The organism is Streptomyces sp. NBC_01237 (genome assembly GCF_035917275.1).
Lineage (GTDB): Bacteria > Actinomycetota > Actinomycetes > Streptomycetales > Streptomycetaceae > Streptomyces.
Genome location: NZ_CP108508.1, coordinates 4,905,543 through 4,926,788, shown reverse-complemented (window position 1 = coordinate 4,926,788; position 21,246 = coordinate 4,905,543). Strand labels below are relative to the sequence as shown.

The window sequence follows — 21,246 nt, the reverse complement described above, 5'->3', positions numbered from 1 at the left end:
CGGGGTGCGGGACCCGCGCCCGGAAGGATCGCTTCAGGCGAGCAGGTCGTCTACTTGTGCTTCCCCGTCACGGTACCTGCGGGCGATCTCCGCGCCGCAATCGTCCGCGGTGCGCTGGAGCTGGTGACGGCGCCGGGAAACCTGCTGCTCATAGCGGATGAGCCGCCCCATCGCCGTGTGCAGTTCCTCGTCCGTCCGGGCGTCCAGGTCGGAGAGCTCGACCTCGGCGAGCGTCTCCGCGGCCAGCCGGCGGTACTCGTCGCTGCGCGGCGTGGTCAGCGTGACGTGCCGGGCGGAGGTGCGGTGCCGGGACGGGGCGTCGGCCAGGATCTCGGAGAGCCGGTCCACCACCGGCGTCTCGGGGTCCCTGCGGCGGGCCAGCTCGGCCCGCAGGATGTCGATGCGGCCCTGCACCAGCCGGCGTACGTAGCTGAGGTCGGCCTCGTCGCGCTGCGCGTCGCGGCGCAGCGCCCGCAGTTCCGGCAGCCGCAGCCCGGCGAACCCGGCGGGCGGGCCGTCCTCCCCCGCCGCGGCCGTCGCCACCGGCGACACCCCCTGTTCGGGTACGGACCCGGCGGGCACGGCCCCCGGACCGGCCGGGGGCGGGGGCACGGGTCCCTGGCCCGGTACGCTCCGCTGCACGGGTGGCCGCATGGTGCTGGCGCGTGGCACCGGTACGGCACCGGGAGATTGTCCGGCTCCATATGTACTCATGCTGTTCCGTCCCCTCAACCGGTGCGTCGGCACACCGCCATCGTGCATCGTGCCACCTGCCGGGGGGCCCACGCTGTTGATCTGTACCCGTTCAGCCCAAGATAGGTTGGTCTGTATGCGTGCAGTGATACAGAGAGTGGACGGCGCGAGCGTCACCGTGGCAGGCACCGCGGACGACCCGTCGGGGACCCGAACCGTCGGCGAGATCGTCGGCGAGGGACTGTGTGTGCTGGTGGGGGTCACCCATGGGGACACCCCGGAGAAGGCCGCGCAGCTCGCCCGCAAGCTCTGGTCGGTGCGTGTCCTGGAGGGCGAGAAGTCCTGTTCGGATACGAATGCCCCCCTCCTGGTGATTTCCCAGTTCACTCTCTACGGGGACGCCCGGAAGGGCCGCAGGCCCACGTGGAACGCAGCCGCGCCCGGCGAGATCGCCGAACCGCTGGTCGACGAGGTGGTGGCGCAGCTGCGGGCGCTCGGCGCACATGTGGAGACGGGCCGGTTCGGTGCGGACATGCGCGTCTCGCTCACGAATCACGGCCCGTTCACCGTACTGATCGAGGTGTAGCGGTGCGGGGGTGCGAAGGCGCCCCCGCACCGGCGGCGGTGGACGCGGGTGCGTAGGGGAACTACGGCTCGACGACCGTCTCCTGGGCGGCGGCCGTGTCCCCCGCGATCAGTTCCGCGTCCACGGCCACGTTCCGCTTCACCAGTGCCAGGGCGATCGGGCCCAGCTCGTGGTGGCGGGCCGAGGTGGTGATGAAGCCGAGCTGCCGCCCCTCCGCCCCGTCGGCCGCCAGCCGTACCGGCGTGCCGTGTCCGGGCAGGTGCACCTCGCTGCCGTCCAGGTGCAGGAAGACCAGCCGGCGCGGCGGCTTCCCCAGGTTGTGGACGCGGGCGACGGTCTCCTGCCCCCGGTAGCAGCCCTTCTGGAGGTGGACGGCGGTACCGATCCAGCCCAGCTCGTGCGGAATGGTGCGGTGGTCGGTCTCGAAGCCGATGCGCGGGCGGTGCGCCTCGACGCGCAGCGCCTCGTACGCCAGGATGCCCGCCGCCGGACCGTGCCCGGCGGCGTACGTCTCCAGGTCCGCGCGGGGCAGGAACAGGTCCCGGCCGTGCGGCGTCTCCCGTACGGCGACGCCTTCGGGCACCTCGGCGATGGAACCGGCCGGCAGATGGACGACGGCGATGTCCTCGGTACGGTCGGCGACCTCGACCCGGTAGTAGAACTTCATCGACTCCAGGTAGGCGATGAGCTCGCCCTGTGTCTCCGGTTCGACATGCATCCACACCCGCTCGCCGTCGTCGACGAGGTACATGGCGTGCTCGATGTGCCCGTTCGAACTCAGGATCAGCGCCTCGGTGGCCTGACCGGGGGCGAGGTCGCTGACGTGCTGGGTGAGCAGCAGATGGAGCCAGCTCAGCCGGTCGTCGCCGCTGACGGTGACGACGCCCCGGTGGGAGAGGTCGACGAAACCGTTGCCGTCGGCGAGGGCGCGTTGCTCGCGGAACAGGTCGCCGTAGTGCGCGGCAACACCTTCGTCGCGGCCCTCGGCGGGGACTGCGCCGGGCAGGGACAGCAGGGGGCTCTTCATGCGCCCAGCCTACGACCCGGCGGCGGACGGCCGCCCCGGCCGGGCACCGGGCCTTTGTACCTAGGACCCTGCCGGGATCTATTCGGCTGCGCCCACGGGACAGCCCCTGGGACCCGGCCGGGATCTATTCGGCCGCGGGGGACTTCGCCTTCGCGGTGCAGTCGGCACAGCGGCCGAAGATCGCGAAGTGCTTCATGTCGGTCTCGAAGCCGAAGCTGTCGCGGAGCTTGGCGGTGAAGTCGGCGACCACGTCGACATCGGCCTCGATGACGTCCGCGCAGTCCCGGCAGACCAGATGGATGTGGTGATGGCGGTCGGCCAGGTGGTACGTCGGAGCGCCGTGCCCGAGATGGGCGTGGCTGACCAGCCCGAGCTCCTCCAGGAGCTCCAGGGTCCGGTACACGGTGGAGATGTTCACGCCGGACGCGGTCCGGCGCACCTCGCAGAGGATGTCGTCGGGCGTCGCGTGTTCCAGTGCGTCGACGGCCTCCAGGACGAGCTGACGCTGAGGCGTCAGCCGGTAGCCACGCTGCCGAAGATCGGTCTTCCAGTCGGTGCTCACCACAGGGCCAGTGTAGGTCCGGGTGAGCACCTTGCCGCAGCCTCGCGGACTACTTGAAGAACGCGATGCCGTCGTCGGGCATGTCCTCGAGGTTCCGCGCCATCTCGGCGACCTCTTCCGGAGTGACGACCTTCTTCAGGTGCGCCGACATGTAGGGGCGCAGCTCGACCTCGGGGGTGGACTTCTCGCCGACCCACATCAGGTCGCTCTTCACATACCCGTAGAGGCGCTTTCCGCCGCTGTACGGGCCGGAGGCCGCCGTACGGGCCACCGCGTCGGTGACCAGGTCGATCTGCGGCTTCTGGTCCGCCAGCTCGCCGTACCAGATCTCGACGATGCCCTGGTCACGGACCATGACGACCTCGACCTTGCGGTCCTTGTCGATGCGCCAGTAGCCGGACTCGGACTCCAGCGGCCGGACCTGATTGCCCTCCTCGTCCAGCACCCAGGTGTGCGACACGTACTCCAGGAAGTCCCGGCCGTCGTGGCTGAAGGTGACTTCCTGGCCGAAGTTGCACTTCTCGGCACCGGGGAAGTCGGACACACCCGCGCCCGCCCAGTTGCCCAGGAGGAAGGCCAGCGGGACGAGGTCCGGGTGGAGGTCGGACGGAATCGAGATCATGGGCGTCTCAGACGATCTGTGAGGGAGCGGAGGAGTTCTACGAGGGTCAGCGCTGGCCCTGGTACAGCTTCTTCACGGTCACACCGGCGAACGCGAGCACGCCGACGCAGACCAGGATCAGCAGGGCGGAGAAGAATGCCTCAAGCACGGGGGCTCCTCGGAACGAGCGAATGGCGGCAGTACAGGGCCGGGCCCCAGCCTAATGGGTAGGGGCCCGGCTCTCTCGTTCAGGTCCTCAGCCGAGCAGCTGGTTCTGGAGGATCAGCGACTGCTGGAACGGGATGCGCGCCGTCTCCTCCTTGCCCTTACGGGTGTGGATGACCAGCGCGAGGGTGTCGCCCGCGACGGAGTACGCCTGGCGGACGTGCTCGCCGCCGAACGGGGCCTTCTCGCTGAACACGTACGGCGTGACGCCCGGGACCTTGTCCGCGGCGTTCCAGGACTCGTCCAGCTCCATCACGTCGGTGCCGACGATCGGGATGCCGGACGAGACCCCGACGTACAGGTCGTCGCGGAGCGCCCCCGCGAAGCCCGCGGAGTTGAACTGGAGCAGATAGGTGCGGGACACGGTGCCGTCCGGCATGGTCCAGCCCCGGGCCGCGATGTGCCGCAGGGCCGAGTCCTTGAGGAGCTGGGACAGCGCGTCCCGCTTGTCCTTCCGGAACTCCGCGAGGAACTGCCCGGTGGGGACCCAGCCCCCGGTCAGCTTCTTGTCCGCCGTCGCTCCGGCCGGGGCGGGCAGCAGCAGCTTCCGCAGGTCGGCGTGGTGCACCTCGGCGGGATTGCCGTCGCTGAACGGTCGCGGCGAACCGGCCGGGAGCGCGGGCAGGGACAGCGTCGGGTACTCCCAGCGCCCGTCGCCCTCGGTGGCGAGCCCCGGCACGTCGGTGCGCTCCATCGACGCGAGACCGAGGGCCGTACCGGTGCCGACCGAGCCGAGCACCAGCACGGCGGCGGTCCAGCGCGCCACGGCCCGCAGCACGCGCCGCGGCGGCTTCGGCCCCTGCGGCGGGGCGGCGGGAGGGGTCCCGGGTACGGGAGGTGCCGTCGCGGGTATCCCCGCGGGTATCCCTGCGGCGGTCTCCGGCACGGACACGGGTGCCTCCGGCGCGGACGCGGGCACCTCGGGCTCCGGTGCCGCCGTCACCGTCTGCTCGGTCATACGTACTCCCCCGGAGACTTGATGTGGTCGAGCTGGTCCTTCACCAGATCGGCGACGTCGGACGTGCTGAACGGCTCGCTGCCGCTCGCCGTGACGGAGACGTACGCCTCCCCGTCGTAGGCGAGGCAGAACACCCCGTCGAGCTTGTCCTTGCCGTCCTTCGGCATCCGGTAGCAGGTGGCCTTCTTGTGGCCCTCGATCCTCGGCCCCTTCCGGAAGCCCCCGAAGGAGTCCATCAGTTCCTTCTGACCCGCGTACGTGTCGTGGACGGCCTTCCTGTCCCGCATCTTCGAGATGTGGATCTCGACGGTCAGGTCATTGGCGTCCGAGGTGTACGAGCGCTGTGCGATGCCCTGGATACGGAGGCGGTCGATGCGCTTGTCCAGCTCCCGGCGCTGCTTGCCCGCCAGGCCGCGGCCCATTTCCTTCATGGCCGCCGTGGCCTTCTTGCCGCTCGTCTCGCTGTCGTTGCCGAACTCACCGATGTCCGGGCCGAGCCGGTACCCCTTGGGGACCGGCAGCAGCAGCTTGCTCAGTGCGGTGGTGGCCCGGCCGCGGTCGGGGCCACCGGCCGGGTCCTCGGCGGGCTTGTCCCCGGTCTTCGCCCAGACGGACGTGGTGACGGTGCGGTCGGCGCCGTCCACGGTGCTCTTGGTGTACGCGGCGGCGCCACCGACCGCGCCGAGGACCAGGACGAAGGGCAGCGCGGTGAGGACCAGCCGCCGCGCCCTGCCGGGCCGGGCCGGAAGGCCGTTCTGCTCGGGGCCGCTCTGTGCGGCGCCGTTCTGCTCGGGGCCGCTCTGTGCGGCATCGCTCTCCGGGCTCGTGCCGGAAGCCGTCGGGTCGTTGTCCGGACTCGTGCCGGGGCTCATCTCGTCGTTCACAGCCGCTCCAGCTGTCGCTCGGCCAGCTTGCGGATGTCCTTCTTGCTGATCGGCGTGGTGTCGAAGATGTTGATGTCGAGCATGATGTCGCCGCGCAGCGCCAGGGCCCTGGCGCGGTAGGAGGGCATGTAGCCCGCCTTCCGCTCGACCTCGAACAGGAAGTAACGGCCCTTGCCGCTGCCCTTGATCGGGTCGCCCTCGTTGCCCGCGCCGTCCTTGTCGAACGGCATGTAGTCCATCTGGCCGTCGAAGTGATCGCTCGCGCCCAGCTGCGATCCGGAGCGGAACTGGACGAGGTTGACGGCGGTGTCCCGGTACTGCCCCTGGCGCCACGCGGCCGACGCGACCCGGCGGAAGTCGCCCTCGGCCATCGTCTCGAACATGTAGTCCTCGCTGTCGAAGTCCCGGGCATAGGTGTCGAGCGGCGTCCAGCCGTCGTCGATGCCCAGCTCCAGGACCGACCTCTTGGCGCCCTTGGGCCGGTCCACCAGCAGCTTGCGCAGGTCACCGTCCGTCTTGACCTGCCGGTCCTGCGCGACGGGCAGCGGGGCCGGGACCTTGTCCGCGGGCAGCGGCTTCGCCGGGTAGCCGAGGCCCGGCTGCGACAGCGCGGCCAGCGGGGTCGGTGCGCGCTCGGCCTGGATGCCGTAACCGACGGCGGCGCCACCGGTGATGCCGAGCAGCGCGGCGGCGGCGATGAGCAAGGTCGTACGTCCACGCGGACGTGGGCGTACGGGAATGTCAGCAACAACGGGAGTGACAGGAGCGACGGGAGCGGAAGGTGGCTCGGTCGGTACGTCAGGAATGGTGTCGTTCAGTTCCAAAAGGGTCCCCCCACGAGACCTGAGGCGCAGATTCCGTTACCTGCGCACACAACTGACCCACAGGTACCGAAAGAGGTTGCCCACCCGACGATTACAGTTCGGCATATGCCAAAGAAGCTTGTGATCAAGGTGACTGCCGGGGCCGATTCCGCCGAGCGCTGCTCCCAGGCCTTCACCGTGGCGGCCGTGGCCGTCGCCAGCGGTGTGGAGGTCTCGCTCTGGCTGACCGGAGAGTCCTCCTGGTTCGCCCTGCCGGGGCGCGCCGCCGAGTTCGAGCTGCCGCACGCCGCGCCGCTGCCCGACCTGATCGAGTCGATCCTGGCGGGCGGTCGCGTCACGCTCTGCACGCAGTGCGCGGCCCGGCGCGACATCGGTGAGAAGGACGTACTGGAGGGCGTACGGATCGCCGGCGCCCAGGTCTTCGTGCAGGAAGCCATGGCGGACGGCACCCAGGCCCTCGTCTACTGAGGTCCCACGGCCGCCGGGGGGGGCTCCTACCGGCGGCGCTTCTTGCCGTCGAGTTCGTCCCACCACTCGTCGGACTTCGAATCGCCGGACGGGTCGTCCCACCAACGGTCCTCCGGGCCGCGCCGGTTGGCGACTATCGCCGCGATCGGCGGGATGACCATGGCGACCACGCACATCCCGATGGCCACCGGCATCGACCAGAGGCGTACGACGGCCCAGGCGGAGACGAAGAGGACGATGCATCCGCCCATCATCAGGAAATAGCCGCGACGGCGCCGGGCGTACATGTCTCCAGCGTAGGCCCGATCCGGCGTGCGGCCCAGGCGAACGGCACGAAGGGCCGCACCCCTGCTCAGGTGGCGTCCAACCCCCTGGGGTGCGGCCCTTCGGCCGGTCATGCGTCGTGCGTCGTACCGCCGCGTCGTACCACCGCGTACTTCTGCGTCGTACTACCGCGTCGTGCGTCGCGTCGGCCGGAGCTAGACGGCGATCGCGACCTCGGAGAGGCCACCGGTCTGCGCCACGACCGTACGGTCGGCGCTGCCGCCCGGAACCAGGGCGCGGAGCGTCCAGGTGCCCTCGGCCGCGTAGAAGCGGAACTGCCCGGTCGCCGAGGTCGGGACCTCGGCGGTGAACTCGCCGGTCGAGTCCAGCAGGCGCACATAGCCGGTGACGGGCTCGCCGTCACGGGTCACGCTGCCCTGGATGGTGGTCTCGCCGGGCTTGATCGTCGAAGCGTCGGGGCCGCCGGCCTGTGCTCCACACATGGTGTTCTGTCCTTCTGGTCGGGGTCCTGCTGAACGGTTGAGCGGTCCTGCGGAACTACTTGGCGGCGCCGAGCTCGATCGGCACGCCCACGAGGGAGCCGTACTCGGTCCACGAACCGTCGTAGTTCTTGACGTTCGCCTGGCCGAGCAGCTCGTGCAGCACGAACCAGGTGAGCGCGGAGCGCTCACCGATGCGGCAGTAGGCGATGGTGTCCTTCGCCAGGTCGACCTGCTCGGCCTCGTAGAGGGCCTTGAGCTCGTCGTCCGACTTGAAGGTGCCGTCGTCGTTGGCGTTCTTCGACCACGGGATGTTGCGGGCGCTGGGCACGTGGCCGGGGCGCTGCGACTGCTCCTGCGGGAGGTGCGCCGGCGCGAGCAGCTTGCCGCTGAACTCGTCGGGCGACCGCACGTCGACCAGGTTCAGGCTGCCGATGGCCTTCACGACGTCGTCGCGGTAGGCGCGGATCGACTCGTCCTGGGGCTTGGCCTTGTACGAGGTGGCCGGGCGGGACGGAACGGCGTCGACCAGGTCGCGGGAGTCGAGCTCCCACTTCTTGCGGCCGCCGTCGAGGAGCTTGACGCCCTCGTGGCCGTACAGCTTGAAGTACCAGTACGCGTACGAGGCGAACCAGTTGTTGTTGCCGCCGTACAGGACGACGAGCGTGTCGTTCGCGATGCCCTTCTCGGACAGGAGCTTCTCGAAGCCGGCCTGGTCGATGAAGTCACGGCGGACCGGGTCCTGGAGGTCCTTGGTCCAGTCGATCCGGATCGCGTTCTTGATGTGGTTCTTCTCGTACGCGGAGGTGTCCTCGTCGACCTCGACGATGGCGACCTTCGGGTCGTCGATGTGGGCCTCGACCCAGTCGGCGTCTACCAGGACGTCACTGCGGCTCATGTGGTTCTCCTCCGGGGCAGTCTGCGGCGGGGTGGTGCGGAGTGCGGGTGCGGGATGTACGCGCGACATGCACGGAGCGCGGCACGTACGGGACGCGGGCTCGGCCCTGACCGTGGTCGAAGGGCCGGGGGGAAACGGGACGCCGGGAACGTCCCGCTCAGAAGGTGCGACAGAGCATGGCGGCGACGCGGCAGAGGTCCACTGCCCGCCGCTTCGTGAGATCCGCCTGTCGCTTCATGTGTCCGATCGTAGGGAGGTACGGGCGGAGATGTCACCGTCGTGTCGGATGATGAGACGGGATCGTCCGCCATCCGAGACGGGAGCAGCGCGACCAGGGGCTCGGAGCCGTGCTCCGGCGGTGTGCGCCCGGCGTCCATCTGAGGACCGGACAGGAACGTCTCAATATCTGGATCGGCTGCGGATCCGGGACGGCCGGGACCGCCACGGACCGCACGCCCGGGGCGGCCGGGGCCGCAGTCGCCGGTCCGTCACCCCGTGAGCGCGACGTCCGAGCCCGTGACCGAGATCTCCAGGCCGTCCCGGGTCACCTCGACCTTCTCCAGCTTCAGACCGTCCGGCAGCCCGCCGATCTCCCGCTCGAAGTCGGTCTGCCCGCGGACCAGATCCTCCAGGCCGGGAATGCCCTCGCCCGGGACCTTGTCCGCGTGCACCCGGATGGTCCTGCCGTCGACGAGGGTGACGGTGGAGAGGACGCTGCGCGAGACGGGGCGGCCGAGGATGTCGACCGTGCCGGTGACCTTCACCTTGCCGTCGCCGCCGTACTCGACGGCGACGCCGTCGTTGGCCGCCGAGGTCAGGTCCTCGTAGTTGACGACGGCCGTACCGGTGGCACGGGCGGCCGTGGCACTGGAGTAGCCGGACCCCAGGGTCACGTCGTGCAGCTGGGCCCGCATCTCACTGATCCGGATCGCGCGGCCACCGGCGCTGGCCCTGATCCCGGTGAGCTTGACGTCCACCTGGTCGAACCGTGAACCGGCGACCTGCGTCAGGAACGGGAAGCCCTTGATCGAGACGTCCGTCGACCCGGCGCTGCCCCCGGTGATCCGGACCCGGCCCTCGGCCTCGGACTCCGCGAAGTACACGGCGGCACGGTCGACGGCGACGAAGGCACCGCCCAGCACCACCAGGACGATCAGCAGTATTCGCAGTGCACGCATGCCCGTTGCTCCCCACCCTGACCCGACCGGACCCCCGTGGGACCCGATCGGACCCCTGGCGCCCGTGAGCCTACTCGCGGCCGCACGGGACACCCGGGGTGATCGACGTCCAAAGACCCCCGATCGGTTCCCGCGGCATCACCGTCAGGCGATCACGCGGCCGATCAGGTACACGGCGGGAGCCGCGGCGGTCAGCGGCAGCGCCACTCCGGCCGTCATGTGCACGAAGCGGGACGGGTAGTCGTAGCTCGCCACCCGCAGCCCGATCAGCGCGCAGCCACCGGCGGCCAGCCCGAGGAACGCGGCCTTCGTGCCGAAGTCCGTGAATCCGCCCATCGCGAGACCGGCGCCCGTGGCGACGAGCAGCGCCACCACGACCGAAGCGGCTCCCGGCAGGGGCAGCGCCCTGACGAGCACGGCGGCCGCGACCGCGACCCCGCCCACCGTCACGGCGTCCGGGACGGCCGCCAGATGCCCGGCGGCGAGCACGGCGAGGGCGGCGGACACGACGGTGGCCATCAGCCCGTACATCCGCTCGTCGGCGCCCGCGTGGCTGCGCAGTTGCAGGACGACCGTCAGCAGCACCCAGACACCCAGGGTGCCCAGGAGGGCGGCGGGACCGTTCTCCCGGCCGGCCGCGAGCAGCGCCACGTCCGCGACGAACCCGCCCGCGAAGGCGAGCGCGATGCCCTGGCGGGCCGGCCACATGCCGTTGAGCCGGAACCACCCGGCGGCCGTCACGGCCTGGAGCAGGACCAGGGGGACGACCAGGGCGTACTGCCCGATCGCGGCACCGAGGGCGAGGAGCAGGCCGAGCCCCGCGGTGATCGCGGCGGGCTGCATGCCCGGCGCGATGATCGGCGAACGGCCCTCGGCGCGGGCCCGCTGTGCGTCGGTGACCCGGCTGTTGCCGAGGGTGGTGGGCGCGCTGAACCCGGAGGCGTCCCGCAGCGCGGAGGCCCCGGCGGGCGACGCGGGTGCGGGGGCGGGGGCCGATGCGTCCGGCACCTCGGGCGGCAGCGGGTACGAGCCCGAGTCACCCTGCGGCGGCAGATACGCGGCATCGGTGGCGGCGGCCGGGTGCTGGTGCTGCGGGTTCTGCGGGTGTCCCTGCTGCCCCTGCTGCCCCTGGTACTGCTGCTGGGGCTGCTGGGGCTGGGGGCGCTGCTCCGGGTACTCCTGATGAGCCTGGTGCTGAAGCGGCTGCTGAGGCTGCTGAGGCTGCTGAGGCTGCTGGGGCTGGATCGTCGGCTGGTACTGGGTGTCCCAGGTCTGCGCCTGCCAGGTCTGCGTCGCGCCCTGATCGAAGGCCCCCGGCTCCGACTGCCCGGTGGGCCACTGGCCCGCCGCGGCCCCTGTGGCGCCCGTGGCGCCCGCGTGGGGCTCGTACGCGCCGTACGGGGCCTGGCCACCGTACGACTGCTGCGGCTGGGGGTGCTGAGGCTGCTGCGGCTGCTGCCCGTACACGGGGGCGCCCTGGGCCGGATCGCCGTAGGACTGTCCGTCGTACGGCTGCTGTCCGTACGGCTGCTGTCCTTCGTACGGCGGGGCCTGCTGTCCGTCGTGCGGCTGCTCACCGTACGGATACGGATACTGCTGGTCGTTGCTGCTCATGGTCTGCGGTTCACCCTCCTGCGAACGGCGGGAGCACCTCGACCGTGCCGCCCTCGGCAAGCCGTACGGTCTCATGGCCACGGGTCCCGACGGGATCACCGTCGATCAGGAACGAACACCTTCGCAGTACGTGGGCCAGCTCACCGGGGTGCCGTTCGCGCACCGCGTCGAGCGCCTCGGCGAGTGTCGCCGCCGTGTACGGTTCCTCCGCGGCCCCCGCAGCGGCCTTGGCCGCAGCCCAGTAACGGATCGTTCCCGTCGCCATGGCGCCACCCCTTTCCTCGTGCGTCAGCTGTCCATGATGGGTCACGCCGCGACCGCCCAGTCGGCGATGCGGGCGAGCAGGGCGTCGTCGGACGCGTTCTCCGCGTGCCCCATCCCCCGCTCCAGCCACAGGTCCGCGCCGCCCTCACCGGCCGCCGCGGCGAGCGCCCTCGGGTGGTCGAGCGGGAAGTACGGGTCCTGGTCGCCGTGCACGACGAGCAGCGGGGCGGGGGCGATCAGCGGGACCGCGCCGACCGGGGAGAGCGGTACGGGGTCCCAGGCCGCGCGGTCGATCCGGGTGCCGAAGCCGTAGCGGCCGACGAGCCGGCCCGTGGGACGGGTGACCACCCAGTGCAGGCGCCGCATCGGGGCCGTACCGCGGTAGAACCAGCGCGCGGGAGCACTCACCGCAACCACCGCGTCGGCGTGCGCCTCCATGCGCCCCTCGCACGCCGTTACTCGAACGGCCGAATCGCCCCGTATCACATCGTGGACGGAATCCGGTCCCGCGTTCCGGGCCGGAATCGGGGTCGCGTCATCCGTATACAGCGCCCCGTGCCGGAGCGCCACGGAGCCGCCCATCGAGAAGCCGACCATAACGATCCGCCGGTGCCCCAGCGAGCGCGCCCAGGCCACCGCGGCGGCCAGATCCCGTACTTCCCGGTCGCCCACGGTCGAGCGCCCTCCGGACCGTCCGTGCCCCCGAAAGGAGAACGTGATCACGGCCGCACGCTGGGAGAACACCTGAGCCGCCCGCCGCACGGCGGGCCGGTCCAGATGGCCGGTGAAGCCGTGCGCGACGACGATCGCCGTAGTGGCCCGAACCCGCTCCCCCGCACTGTCCGCCGCCCCCTCCCCCACAGCCGCGAAACCCGCCGTACACGGTTCGTACACCGCCTCGACCGCGACCCCGTCATCGGTCAGCAATGTGGTGCGGCGGGGGTTCGGCGTGAGGAGGGAAACAGAAGAACTCAGGAATCGACCCTCGGACACAGAACTCATGTGGGTTATTCTGCTGCGAAGAGGATCCGGGCAATGCAGCCCCCGGGTCCTTTTGTGCTTTCCACACGTTGTTACGGAGACGTTTCAACAAGCTCAGCGGTCCCAGGGCGCGGGACCGCACCCGTAGAACCCGCATGACCGTACGAAGCAGTGCCGCATACTCCCCCGGGTCCGACCCGGGAGTGCCCCTCTCGCAGGGAACGAGGAGGACCGACGTAATGGGCGAGCGAACCGTGCAAGACGATCGACCGACGAACCGGGCAGGTGGGCGGCGATGAGTTCACTGCTGCTTCTGACCAACGCACTTCAGCCGTCGACGGAGGTGCTCCCCGCCCTCGGCCTCCTGCTGCACAGCGTGCGGGTCGCCCCCGCCGAAGGCCCCGCTCTCGTCGACACCCCGGGTGCCGACGTGATCCTCATCGACGGGCGCCGCGACCTCCCACAGGTGCGTTCGCTCTGTCAGCTGCTGCGGTCCACCGGACCCGGCTGTCCGCTGATCCTCGTGGTCACGGAGGGCGGGCTCGCCGCCGTCACCGCCGACTGGGGCATCGACGACGTCCTGCTGGACACGGCGGGCCCCGCGGAGGTCGAGGCCCGGCTGCGGCTGGCCACCGGCCGCCGGCAGATCACCTCGGACGACTCCCCGATGGAGATCCGCAACGGCGACCTCTCGGTCGACGAGGCGACGTACAGCGCCAAGTTGAAGGGCCGGGTCCTGGACCTGACCTTCAAGGAGTTCGAGCTGCTCAAGTACCTCGCCCAGCACCCGGGCCGCGTCTTCACCCGCGCCCAGCTGCTCCAGGAGGTGTGGGGATACGACTACTTCGGCGGTACGCGGACGGTCGACGTCCACGTCCGGCGGCTGCGCGCCAAGCTGGGTCCCGAGCACGAGTCGCTGATCGGCACCGTACGCAACGTCGGTTACCGCTTCGTCGCCCCGGAGAAGGTGGAGCGCGCCGCCGCCGAGGAGGCGAAGGCGCAGGAGGCCAAGGACCGGGCGGCGAAGGTCCGGGCGGCAGTGGTGACGGCCACCGAAGCCGTGACCCGTTCGGCGCAGCCGCCCAAAGCGGAGCTCCCGGAAGAAGCCCCGGTCCGACCTGCCAAGAGGTAGGTCCATCCGCGTAGACTGCCGCGCGTGGCCAAGGTGACGCGGGACGATGTGGCGAGACTGGCGGGTACGTCGACCGCGGTCGTCAGTTATGTCATCAACAACGGACCCAGGCCGGTCGCCCCGGCCACGCGCGAGCGGGTGCTCGCCGCGATCAAGCAGTTGGGATACCGGCCCGACCGGGTTGCCCAGGCCATGGCCTCGCGGCGCACCGACCTCATAGGCATGATCGTTCCGGACGCGCGCCAGCCGTTCTTCGCGGAGATGGCGCACGCGGTCGAACAGGCCGCCGCCGAACGCGGAAAGATGGTCCTCGTCGGCAACTCCGACTACCGCGACGAGCGCGAGGTCCACTATCTGCGTGCCTTCCTCGGTATGCGCGTCTCCGGCCTGATCCTGGTCAGCCAGGGACCCAGCGAGCGGGCCGCGGCCGAGATCGAGGCATGGGACGCCCGTGTCGTGCTGCTCCACGAGCGGCCCGAGGCGATCGATGACGTCGCGGTGGTCACGGACGACGTCGGCGGCGCGCAGCTGGCCACCCGCCACCTGCTGGAGCACGGCAACGCGTACGTGGCCTGCCTCGGCGGCGTGGAGTCGACCCCGGCGGTCGGTGACCCGGTCGCCGACCACATCGAGGGCTGGCGCCGGGCGATGCACGAGTCGGGGCGTTCGACGGAGGGCCGGCTGTTCCAGGCCCCGTACAACCGTTACGACGCCTACCAGGTGGCGCTCGGGCTGCTGTCCGGCCCGGACCGGCCCCCGGCGATCTTCTGTGCGACGGACGACCAGGCCATCGGGGTGCTGCGGGCCGCCCGCGAGCTGCGGATCGATGTGCCCGGGGAGCTCGCGGTGGCGGGCTTCGACGACGTGAAGGAAGCCGGTCTCACCGACCCGCCGCTGACGACGGTCTTCTCGGACCGCCCGGCGATGGCGCGGGCGGCCGTGGACCTGGTCCTGGACGACGCGCTGCGGGTCTCCGGCTCGCGCCGGGAGCGGCTGAAGCAGTTCCCGTCGGCGCTGGTGGTGCGCCGCTCGTGCGGGTGCGGGGAGCCGACGCCCGAGCGGTAGAGCGGTAGACCCACCGGGAGGCGGGCGGTCCGGGGCGGGTGGTCCTGGAGGCCGGCCGCTCACGGCGGGCGGTCCGGGAGCCGGGGCGGCCCGGGGCGGGCGGGGGCGGGACTTTATTTCGGACATACACGGTTCTGCCGGGCTTCTCAGGACGTATTCAGGCTCCTCTCATGTTCGCTGGCCACTCTCGTAGACATGACTGAGAGCCACCGCCCGAGCGGCGAATACCCGACGTACCCCTCGTACCCGACGGACCCCTCGCACGTGTACGCCGGCGGAGCCTCGTCCTACCCGCCGCCGCCCGCGTACGAGCCCGAGCAGCCGAAGCCCCGTCGCCGGGCGAGGCGGCCCGTCGCGCTCCTGGCGGCGGTGGCGATCGTCGCGGCGGTGGTCGGCGGCGGCAGCGCGGCCCTGGTCGGACAGCTGACCGACGGCGGTACGACCGCCTCCGGCTCCCCCGGCGTCGTCAACGGCACCACCGTCTCGCAGAGCAGCGCGGGCACCGTCTCCGGGGTCGCGGCGGCCGTGTCCCCGGCGATCGTCGAGATCGGCGCCACCTCGACGGCGGGCCAGTCCACCGGCTCCGGCGTGGTCATCACGGCCGACGGCGAGATCATCACCAACAACCACGTCATCTCCGGCGCCTCCGAGATCGAGGTGACGCTCTCCACCGGTAAGACGTACACCGCCGATGTCGTCGGCACCGACGCCGACAAGGACCTCGCGCTGATCAAGCTCCAGGGCGCGAGCGGGCTGAAGACGGCTTCGCTCGGCGACTCCTCCGCGGTGAAGGTCGGCGACCAGGTCGTGGCGATCGGCTCCCCCGAGGGTCTGACCGGCACGGTCACCAGTGGCATCGTCTCCGCGCTCGACCGCGATGTCACGGTGGCCAAGGACGACGACTCCGGCAGCGGCCAGGGGCAGGACCCGCGTCAACAGGGCGGCGGGCAGTGGCCGTTCGAGTTCGGCGGGCAGCAGTTCAACGGCGACACGGGTACGTCGAAGACCACGTACAAGGCCCTCCAGACCGATGCCTCGCTCAACCCGGGCAACTCCGGCGGCGCGCTGATCAACATGAACGGCGAGATCATCGGCATCAACTCCGCGATGTACTCGCCCAGCTCCGCGAGCGGCACGGGCGGCTCCGCCGCGGGCAGCGTGGGCCTCGGCTTCGCCATCCCCGTCGACACGGTCAAGGCCGACCTGGACACCCTGCGGTCCGGCGCCGGCTCCTGAGCACCGGTCCGGGTGCCGACCGTGCGAGGCTGAGAGCATCCTTATCAGGCCGGAACGAGAAGAGGACGAGCAGCGATGAGCCCCGCCGAAGACGATCCGCAGCGCATCCTGATCGTCGACGACGAGCCCGCCGTGCGCGAGGCGCTGCAGCGCAGCCTCGCCTTCGAGGGGTACGGGACCGAGGTCGCCGTGGACGGCTACGACGCCCTCACCAAGGCGGAGGCGTACGCCCCCGACCTGATCGTCCTGGACATCCAGATGCCGCGCATGGACGGCCTCACCGCCGCCCGCCGCATCAGGTCCACCGGCACCACCACCCCCATCCTCATGCTCACCGCCCGCGACACCGTCGGCGACCGGGTCACCGGCCTCGACGCGGGCGCCGACGACTACCTGGTCAAGCCCTTCGAGCTGGACGAGCTCTTCGCCCGCATCCGGGCCCTGCTGCGCCGCAGCTCCTACGCGGCCGCGGCGGGCGCGGACATCACCGACGACGACGTCCTGTCCTTCGCCGACCTGCGGATGGACCTCACCACCCGCGAGGTCACCCGGGGAGAGCGCCGGGTCGAGCTGACCCGTACCGAGTTCACCCTCCTGGAGATGTTCCTGGCGCACCCGCGCCAGGTCCTCACCCGGGAACAGATCCTCAAGGCGGTCTGGGGATTCGACTTCGAACCGAGCTCGAACTCCCTGGACGTGTACGTGATGTACCTGCGCCGCAAGACGGAGGCGGGCGGCGAACCGCGTCTGGTCCACACGGTGCGCGGCGTGGGATACGCGCTGCGGTCCGGCGGCGGTGAGGGGTGAGCGGCCCGCTGCGGCGGCTTCGGGCGCTGCCCCTGCGGTCGAGGCTGGCGATGCTGGTGGCGACGGCGGTGGCGGTGGCGGTGGCGGCGGTCGCCCTGGCCTGCTGGGTGACGACGCGCGAACGGCTCACCGAGCAGCTCGACACGACCCTGAGCCAGGTCAAGCCGAACGACGACGCGATCAGGCTGCTCACGGCGTCCTGCACGAACCAGTTGCCGGGTGACGTCCAGATCGTGACCGGCCCCTACACGATCCAGCTGGTGACGGCGGTCGGTGCGGAGCCCTGCACACAGCCGGACAAGTCCGCGATCCCCGTGCAGCCCTCCGACCGGGTGGTCGCCGCGGGTGTGCGCAAGAGCGCCACGCACACCACGGACGCCGCCGACGGCACGGCCATGCGCGTCTACACGACGACGATCCCCAACCAGGAGCGGCGCGGCGTCGCGGTCTCGGTGGCCATCCCCATGGACCAGGTCACCGACCCGCTGAACCAGCTGGCCCTGGTCCTGCTCATCGTCTCCGGCATCGGCGTCGTCGGCGCGGGCGCCGCCGGGCTGTGGGTGGCCAGGTCCGGGCTGCGCCCGGTGGACGAGCTCACCGAGGCCGTGGAACACGTGGCCCGTACCGAGGACCTCACCGTCCGTATCCCGGTCGAGGGCGAGGACGAGATCGCCCGGCTCTCGCGCTCCTTCAACTCCATGACCGCCTCGCTCGCCACCTCCCGCGACCTCCAGGCCCAGCTGATCGCGGACGCGGGCCACGAACTGAGGACCCCGCTCACCTCGCTGCGCACGAACGTCGAACTGCTCGCCCGCAGCGAGGAGACCGGCCGGGCGATCCCGCCGGACGACCGCAAGGCCCTGATGACGTCGGTCAAGGCCCAGATGACGGAGCTGGCCTCGCTCATCGGCGACCTCCAGGAACTGGCCCGCCCGGACGCCGCCCAGCCCGGCCCGCTCCAGGTGGTCGCCCTCCACGACATCACCCGCACCGCCCTGCAACGGGCCAGGCTGCGCGGCCCCGAGCTGACGATCACGGCGGAGCTGGCCCCCTGGTACGTAAGGGCGGAACCGGCCGCACTGGAACGGGCGGTCGTCAACGTCCTGGACAACGCGGTGAAGTTCAGCCCGCCCGGCGCGACGATCGACGTGATCCTGCACCGGGGCGAGCTGACGGTACGGGACCGGGGCCCCGGCATCCCCGCCGATGAACTCCCCCACGTCTTCGAACGCTTCTGGCGCTCCCCGTCGGCCCGCCAGCTCCCCGGCTCCGGCCTGGGCCTGTCCATCGTGGCCCGCACGGTCCAGCAGGCGGGCGGCACCATCACCCTGACCCCGGCCGCGGACGACGGCCCCGGCACGGTCGCGTCGATCCGGCTGCCGGGTGCGCCGCAACCGCCGCCGGAGCTGTGACCGGGCGGAGTCGGAGCCGACGGCGGAACTCGGCGGCGAACTGCGGTACGCCGCCCGAGTCCAGCCTGTCCAGCAGACCGTGCAGATCGCGGGGCTCCCGCCGGTAGGAGCCCACCTGGGCGCGCAGGACGGAGTTCATCAGCATCGCGCAATTCGAAAGAAACGCAAGCGGTCCGCGTCCCGCGCCTCAGGCCCCCGGGTTGTGCCGGATCAGGGATTCCACCAGCCCGGACCGGGTCGCGGGGAAGTCCAGGGGGACGATGCCCAGGCCCGTCCAGCCCGCGGTTCCCGAGCCGTCGAGGAAGGAGTGCACCTGCGGGTTGAGCCGGTCGGCGTTCCAGCGGGGCGGCATCAGGGCGGCGGTGCTCACGTAGTTCATGAACAGCTTGCCCGGCTGCTCGGCGGCCCTGCGGAACTGGGCCTCGATCTTCGGGTACTTCCCGAACGGCTCGGCCATGTAGTCGTCCTGGATGTCGAAGACCCCCGGATCGGCGTACCGGACCCCGGGCAGTCCTCCGTTGTCGGCGAGCAGCACCACCTTGCCGCGCGCCTGACCCAGCGTGGGCAGCGTGGAGTCGAGGCGGAACAGCGGCCGCCAGCCCTTGGTGTCGAGGTAGAGGTCGAAGATCCGCCGGAACGCGGCGTCGCTCTCCTCCGAGTACTCCTGCTTGACCCGCATCAGCACGGTCTCGCTCGGCCGCGCGGCCAGGAAGTCCCAGCAGGCGCCGAGGACATCGCCGAACATCAGGTTCTGGAACGAGGCCCCGTGGTGGATGGCGAACGAGTCCCCGGTGATCCGGCACCGCACGTCGAGGAAGCGTATGCCGCTGTTCAGCTGCTCGGCGATCGTCGTGTTCTGGCACTCGGACCAGGGGCCGCCGTACCGCGCACCCGAATCGTGCGAGCCCGGGATCGTGAGGCGCTGCAGGGCGGTCGCGTCGGGGATGGCGCCCATCCAGTCCTGCGGGGTGCGGACCGTACGGGACGTACGCGCCCCGGCGACGGCGGGGGCGACGCCGACCAGCGCGGTGGCGGAGACGGCGAGCGCGCCCGCCAGGACGTTCCTGCGGGTAGCGGTGTACGGGCTCATGCGGGAGTGCCTCCGTATGCCGTGGGGGTCAGCCCACGAATTATGACGGGTGCACGTCACCAGAGGAACAAGGCCGTACCCCTGGAGTCGCAGGGTGATTACTCGGCTGAAGGCGGGAGGTCCACGCGCGCCTGGCCAGGGCCCGCATCCCGGTGCACCGCTTCCGGCCGGAATGGGCGACCGGTCAGAGGCGGACCGCGCCCGTCCTGGCCCCGGCGCGGAGGCCCGCGTCGTCCCACGAGACCTCGTAGTACGTCACGCGCTCGTCCTCCCCGACCTGCCGCATGCCGGCGGCCGCCATGACGTGCCGGGAAGCGATGTTGTCGTGGTCGGCGTCACCCTTCACGCGGGCGATACCGCTCACCCGCGCGAACTCCAGCAGCGCGCGCAGCGCTTCGGAGGCGTACCCCCTGCCCCGCCCCACCGGAACGAGCCCGTACCCGATCGTGACGCTGCCGGTGTCGTCGGCGGGACCGTGGAAGTCCACACCCCCGATGGCCAGCCCGTCCTCACGACGGCGGATCTCGAACACCCCGGGGTGCGGGGTCGGCGTAGCGCCCTCGCCCGTAAGGGAGTTCAGCAGGCGCCGGGCGGCGGACACGTCCCCGTCCAGGGGATAGCCGACCGCCCAGGAGTCCCGCCGCCCCGGCCCGTCCGGCCCGCTCTCGGCGTACGCCACCAGTTCATGGGCCTCATCGGCGCTCAGCGGATGGAGGAGGAGCCGCGCTGTCTCAAGGTCGTCCATGCCCCGGTGCCTATCACGCGCCGCGGACGGACCGCACACGCGTTTTCCCACCGGCCACGCATCGGACCGCGCCGCGTCTGCCCTCCCCTCGGACGGGACGGAGAGAGGCGCGTGCTGCCGCCGAGGTGGAAGGCGAGGCAGGGGCGCACGGTGCCGCTCGACGGACGGCCGGGCTGGGGTACTACCGGGCTACCGGGCCGCGAGAACACCGCGGCTACGACGCCGCTCGTGCGGCCTTCCTCGCCGCGGTCGCGCTCCGGTACGGGCAGGCGAGTTGGCGCAGGATCTCCTGCGCCAGCAGATCCTCGGGCCCCTTCAGCGCGTCCGCCAGATCGTGATCCACGGGGAACACCAGCTCCGCCGCGATGTTGTCCTGCACGATCCGGGCCAGGTTGTCGAGGGCGACGAAGACGGGGTCGGCGGGCAGTTGGGCCGTCGGCAGGTCGATCAGGTGCGAGTCCGCCTTCGCAGGGTCCATGAGCTGTCTGACGATGATCGAGTTCTGGTTCAGGGCGGACGTCGTCCAGATCGACAGGACGACGACGTACAGGCCGGGCCAGTCCTCCTCACCGATCGTCTCCCGCCACCGCCCCATGAGGTCTTCCACACCTTCGATCTGCGCCTCGGACGCGTGCCGCACATTGGTGCGGATGGCCGCGTTCAACGGGCCGGTGAAGTCCTCGAACGACTCCATGTCGACCTGCCCGCGCCGCACCGCCCCCTGGACGAAGTCGAGCGCCCCGTCGAGGATCCGCGCGCTCGACGCTTCCAGCCGCCGCGGCAGGTCCGCGTCGCCGAGCTGCTGCCTGGCTGTCGTCAGGGTCGTACCGAAATCCCGGAGCGGACCGATCCAGCCTTTCTCCGCCGCCCCCTTGAACGCCACCATGTCCACGTCGTGCCGGTCGAGACGGTCGGAGCTGGGGAGGTCCGGGAGCCGGCGGCCGAGGTACGGGGCGGTGATCGAGTAGATGCCCAGCGGAATGTGGGCGATGGATTTGGCCAGTTCGAAGATCTCGGAGACAGGGTGCAGCGACTCCTGTTCTCCGTTGTGGATCAGGGTGTACAGGCCGCCCTGGTCGTCGTTCTGAATGACGATGACCGGACTCAGTTGGTCGATCAACTCGGCCCGGAGCGCGTCGTAATGCTTCTGCGTTCCGCTCTCGGCCGCGAGGATCGCCTCGCGGGCCGGGAGCTTCCGGGCCACTGGATCCGGCCCCGGAGAAGTGCTCCCA

At 71.0% G+C, this 21,246-nt stretch carries 25 protein-coding genes; 7 read left to right on the top strand and 18 right to left on the bottom strand.

Annotated elements, in window-relative coordinates:
• Window positions 1-33: 33 nt before the first annotated feature.
• A complete protein-coding gene (locus tag OG251_RS21835) occupies window positions 34-714 on the bottom strand; it encodes an RsiG family protein (protein WP_326678753.1) in 681 nt (226 codons plus the stop codon).
• Window positions 715-829: 115 nt separating this feature from the next.
• Here OG251_RS21835 and dtd point away from each other — a divergent pair, with 115 nt between their 5' ends.
• The gene (dtd, locus tag OG251_RS21830; protein WP_326678752.1) at window positions 830-1,279 is read left to right on the top strand and encodes a D-aminoacyl-tRNA deacylase; all 450 of its coding nucleotides are present in this window, start codon (window positions 830-832) and stop codon (window positions 1,277-1,279) included.
• 61 nt (window positions 1,280-1,340) lie between these two features.
• On the opposite strand, the gene ygfZ is transcribed toward dtd, so the two are convergent.
• The 6 genes from ygfZ to OG251_RS21800 form a co-directional block, all read right to left on the bottom strand.
• Window positions 1,341-2,306, bottom strand: a complete 966-nt coding sequence (ygfZ, locus tag OG251_RS21825) for a CAF17-like 4Fe-4S cluster assembly/insertion protein YgfZ (RefSeq protein WP_073720471.1) — start codon at window positions 2,304-2,306, stop codon at window positions 1,341-1,343.
• A 124-nt stretch (window positions 2,307-2,430) separates the two neighbouring features.
• Window positions 2,431-2,871 carry a Fur family transcriptional regulator gene (locus OG251_RS21820; RefSeq protein ID WP_326678751.1) on the bottom strand — a complete coding sequence of 147 codons (441 nt, stop codon included), beginning with the start codon at window positions 2,869-2,871 and terminating at the stop codon, window positions 2,431-2,433.
• A 46-nt stretch (window positions 2,872-2,917) separates the two neighbouring features.
• Entirely contained in the window at window positions 2,918-3,490 is a 573-nt protein-coding gene (locus OG251_RS21815) for an FABP family protein (RefSeq protein WP_326678750.1), read from the bottom strand.
• Window positions 3,491-3,725: 235 nt separating this feature from the next.
• On the bottom strand, window positions 3,726-4,652 hold the full coding sequence (locus OG251_RS21810) for a hypothetical protein (RefSeq protein ID WP_326678749.1): 927 nt from the start codon (window positions 4,650-4,652) through the stop codon (window positions 3,726-3,728).
• Window positions 4,649-5,536 carry a hypothetical protein gene (locus OG251_RS21805; protein WP_326678748.1) on the bottom strand — a complete coding sequence of 296 codons (888 nt, stop codon included), beginning with the start codon at window positions 5,534-5,536 and terminating at the stop codon, window positions 4,649-4,651. The genes OG251_RS21810 and OG251_RS21805 overlap by 4 nt, the downstream gene beginning before the upstream one ends.
• Window positions 5,533-6,240, bottom strand: a complete 708-nt coding sequence (locus tag OG251_RS21800; protein WP_326678747.1) for a hypothetical protein — start codon at window positions 6,238-6,240, stop codon at window positions 5,533-5,535. The genes OG251_RS21805 and OG251_RS21800 overlap by 4 nt, the downstream gene beginning before the upstream one ends.
• A 225-nt stretch (window positions 6,241-6,465) precedes the next feature.
• Between OG251_RS21800 and OG251_RS21795 the strand changes: the two genes are divergently transcribed.
• Window positions 6,466-6,828: a DsrE family protein gene (locus OG251_RS21795; RefSeq protein ID WP_326678746.1), complete on the top strand. Its 363-nt coding sequence runs from the start codon at window positions 6,466-6,468 to the stop codon at window positions 6,826-6,828.
• Window positions 6,829-6,854: 26 nt separating this feature from the next.
• Here the strand turns inward: OG251_RS21795 and OG251_RS21790 are convergent, their stop codons facing one another.
• From OG251_RS21790 to OG251_RS21760, 8 genes are all read right to left on the bottom strand, one after another.
• A complete protein-coding gene (locus tag OG251_RS21790) occupies window positions 6,855-7,226 on the bottom strand; it encodes a DUF3099 domain-containing protein (protein ID WP_442818357.1) in 372 nt (123 codons plus the stop codon).
• Window positions 7,227-7,307: 81 nt separating this feature from the next.
• Window positions 7,308-7,595 (bottom strand): DUF1416 domain-containing protein, encoded by a 288-nt coding sequence (locus tag OG251_RS21785; protein WP_003968135.1) that lies wholly within the window; start codon window positions 7,593-7,595, stop codon window positions 7,308-7,310.
• A 55-nt stretch (window positions 7,596-7,650) separates the two neighbouring features.
• Entirely contained in the window at window positions 7,651-8,490 is an 840-nt protein-coding gene (locus OG251_RS21780; RefSeq protein ID WP_326678744.1) for a sulfurtransferase, read from the bottom strand.
• Between the two features lie 157 nt (window positions 8,491-8,647).
• Window positions 8,648-8,728 (bottom strand): putative leader peptide, encoded by an 81-nt coding sequence (locus tag OG251_RS45000; RefSeq protein ID WP_350310325.1) that lies wholly within the window; start codon window positions 8,726-8,728, stop codon window positions 8,648-8,650.
• Between the two features lie 250 nt (window positions 8,729-8,978).
• On the bottom strand, window positions 8,979-9,668 hold the full coding sequence (locus OG251_RS21775) for an LmeA family phospholipid-binding protein (RefSeq protein WP_326678743.1): 690 nt from the start codon (window positions 9,666-9,668) through the stop codon (window positions 8,979-8,981).
• A gap of 144 nt (window positions 9,669-9,812) precedes the next feature.
• Window positions 9,813-11,282 carry a hypothetical protein gene (locus OG251_RS21770; RefSeq protein WP_326678742.1) on the bottom strand — a complete coding sequence of 490 codons (1,470 nt, stop codon included), beginning with the start codon at window positions 11,280-11,282 and terminating at the stop codon, window positions 9,813-9,815.
• A 10-nt stretch (window positions 11,283-11,292) separates the two neighbouring features.
• Window positions 11,293-11,547, bottom strand: coding sequence for a MoaD/ThiS family protein (locus tag OG251_RS21765; protein WP_326678741.1), 255 nt, complete (start codon window positions 11,545-11,547; stop codon window positions 11,293-11,295).
• Window positions 11,548-11,588: 41 nt separating this feature from the next.
• A complete protein-coding gene (locus OG251_RS21760) occupies window positions 11,589-12,548 on the bottom strand; it encodes an alpha/beta hydrolase family protein (protein WP_326678740.1) in 960 nt (319 codons plus the stop codon).
• Window positions 12,549-12,822: 274 nt separating this feature from the next.
• On the opposite strand from OG251_RS21760, the gene OG251_RS21755 reads away from it, so the two are divergent.
• The 5 genes from OG251_RS21755 (at window position 12,823) to OG251_RS21735 (ending at window position 18,179) form a co-directional block, all read left to right on the top strand.
• Window positions 12,823-13,659, top strand: a complete 837-nt coding sequence (locus tag OG251_RS21755; protein ID WP_326678739.1) for a response regulator transcription factor — start codon at window positions 12,823-12,825, stop codon at window positions 13,657-13,659.
• A gap of 24 nt (window positions 13,660-13,683) precedes the next feature.
• A complete protein-coding gene (locus OG251_RS21750; protein WP_326678738.1) occupies window positions 13,684-14,724 on the top strand; it encodes a LacI family DNA-binding transcriptional regulator in 1,041 nt (346 codons plus the stop codon).
• 195 nt (window positions 14,725-14,919) lie between these two features.
• Window positions 14,920-15,960 carry a S1C family serine protease gene (locus OG251_RS21745; RefSeq protein WP_326678737.1) on the top strand — a complete coding sequence of 347 codons (1,041 nt, stop codon included), beginning with the start codon at window positions 14,920-14,922 and terminating at the stop codon, window positions 15,958-15,960.
• A gap of 75 nt (window positions 15,961-16,035) precedes the next feature.
• Window positions 16,036-16,767, top strand: coding sequence for a response regulator transcription factor (locus OG251_RS21740; RefSeq protein WP_073720485.1), 732 nt, complete (start codon window positions 16,036-16,038; stop codon window positions 16,765-16,767).
• A 50-nt stretch (window positions 16,768-16,817) separates the two neighbouring features.
• The gene (locus OG251_RS21735; protein WP_326681348.1) at window positions 16,818-18,179 is read left to right on the top strand and encodes a HAMP domain-containing sensor histidine kinase; all 1,362 of its coding nucleotides are present in this window, start codon (window positions 16,818-16,820) and stop codon (window positions 18,177-18,179) included.
• A gap of 187 nt (window positions 18,180-18,366) precedes the next feature.
• Here OG251_RS21735 and OG251_RS21730 read toward each other — a convergent pair whose 3' ends face one another.
• The 3 genes from OG251_RS21730 to OG251_RS21720 form a co-directional block, all read right to left on the bottom strand.
• Window positions 18,367-19,269, bottom strand: coding sequence for a phosphatidylinositol-specific phospholipase C (locus OG251_RS21730; protein ID WP_326678736.1), 903 nt, complete (start codon window positions 19,267-19,269; stop codon window positions 18,367-18,369).
• Window positions 19,270-19,453: 184 nt separating this feature from the next.
• Window positions 19,454-20,014, bottom strand: a complete 561-nt coding sequence (locus tag OG251_RS21725) for a GNAT family N-acetyltransferase (RefSeq protein WP_326678735.1) — start codon at window positions 20,012-20,014, stop codon at window positions 19,454-19,456.
• Between the two features lie 214 nt (window positions 20,015-20,228).
• Window positions 20,229-21,218, bottom strand: coding sequence for a hypothetical protein (locus OG251_RS21720; RefSeq protein WP_326678734.1), 990 nt, complete (start codon window positions 21,216-21,218; stop codon window positions 20,229-20,231).
• Between the last annotated feature and the right edge of the window lie 28 nt (window positions 21,219-21,246).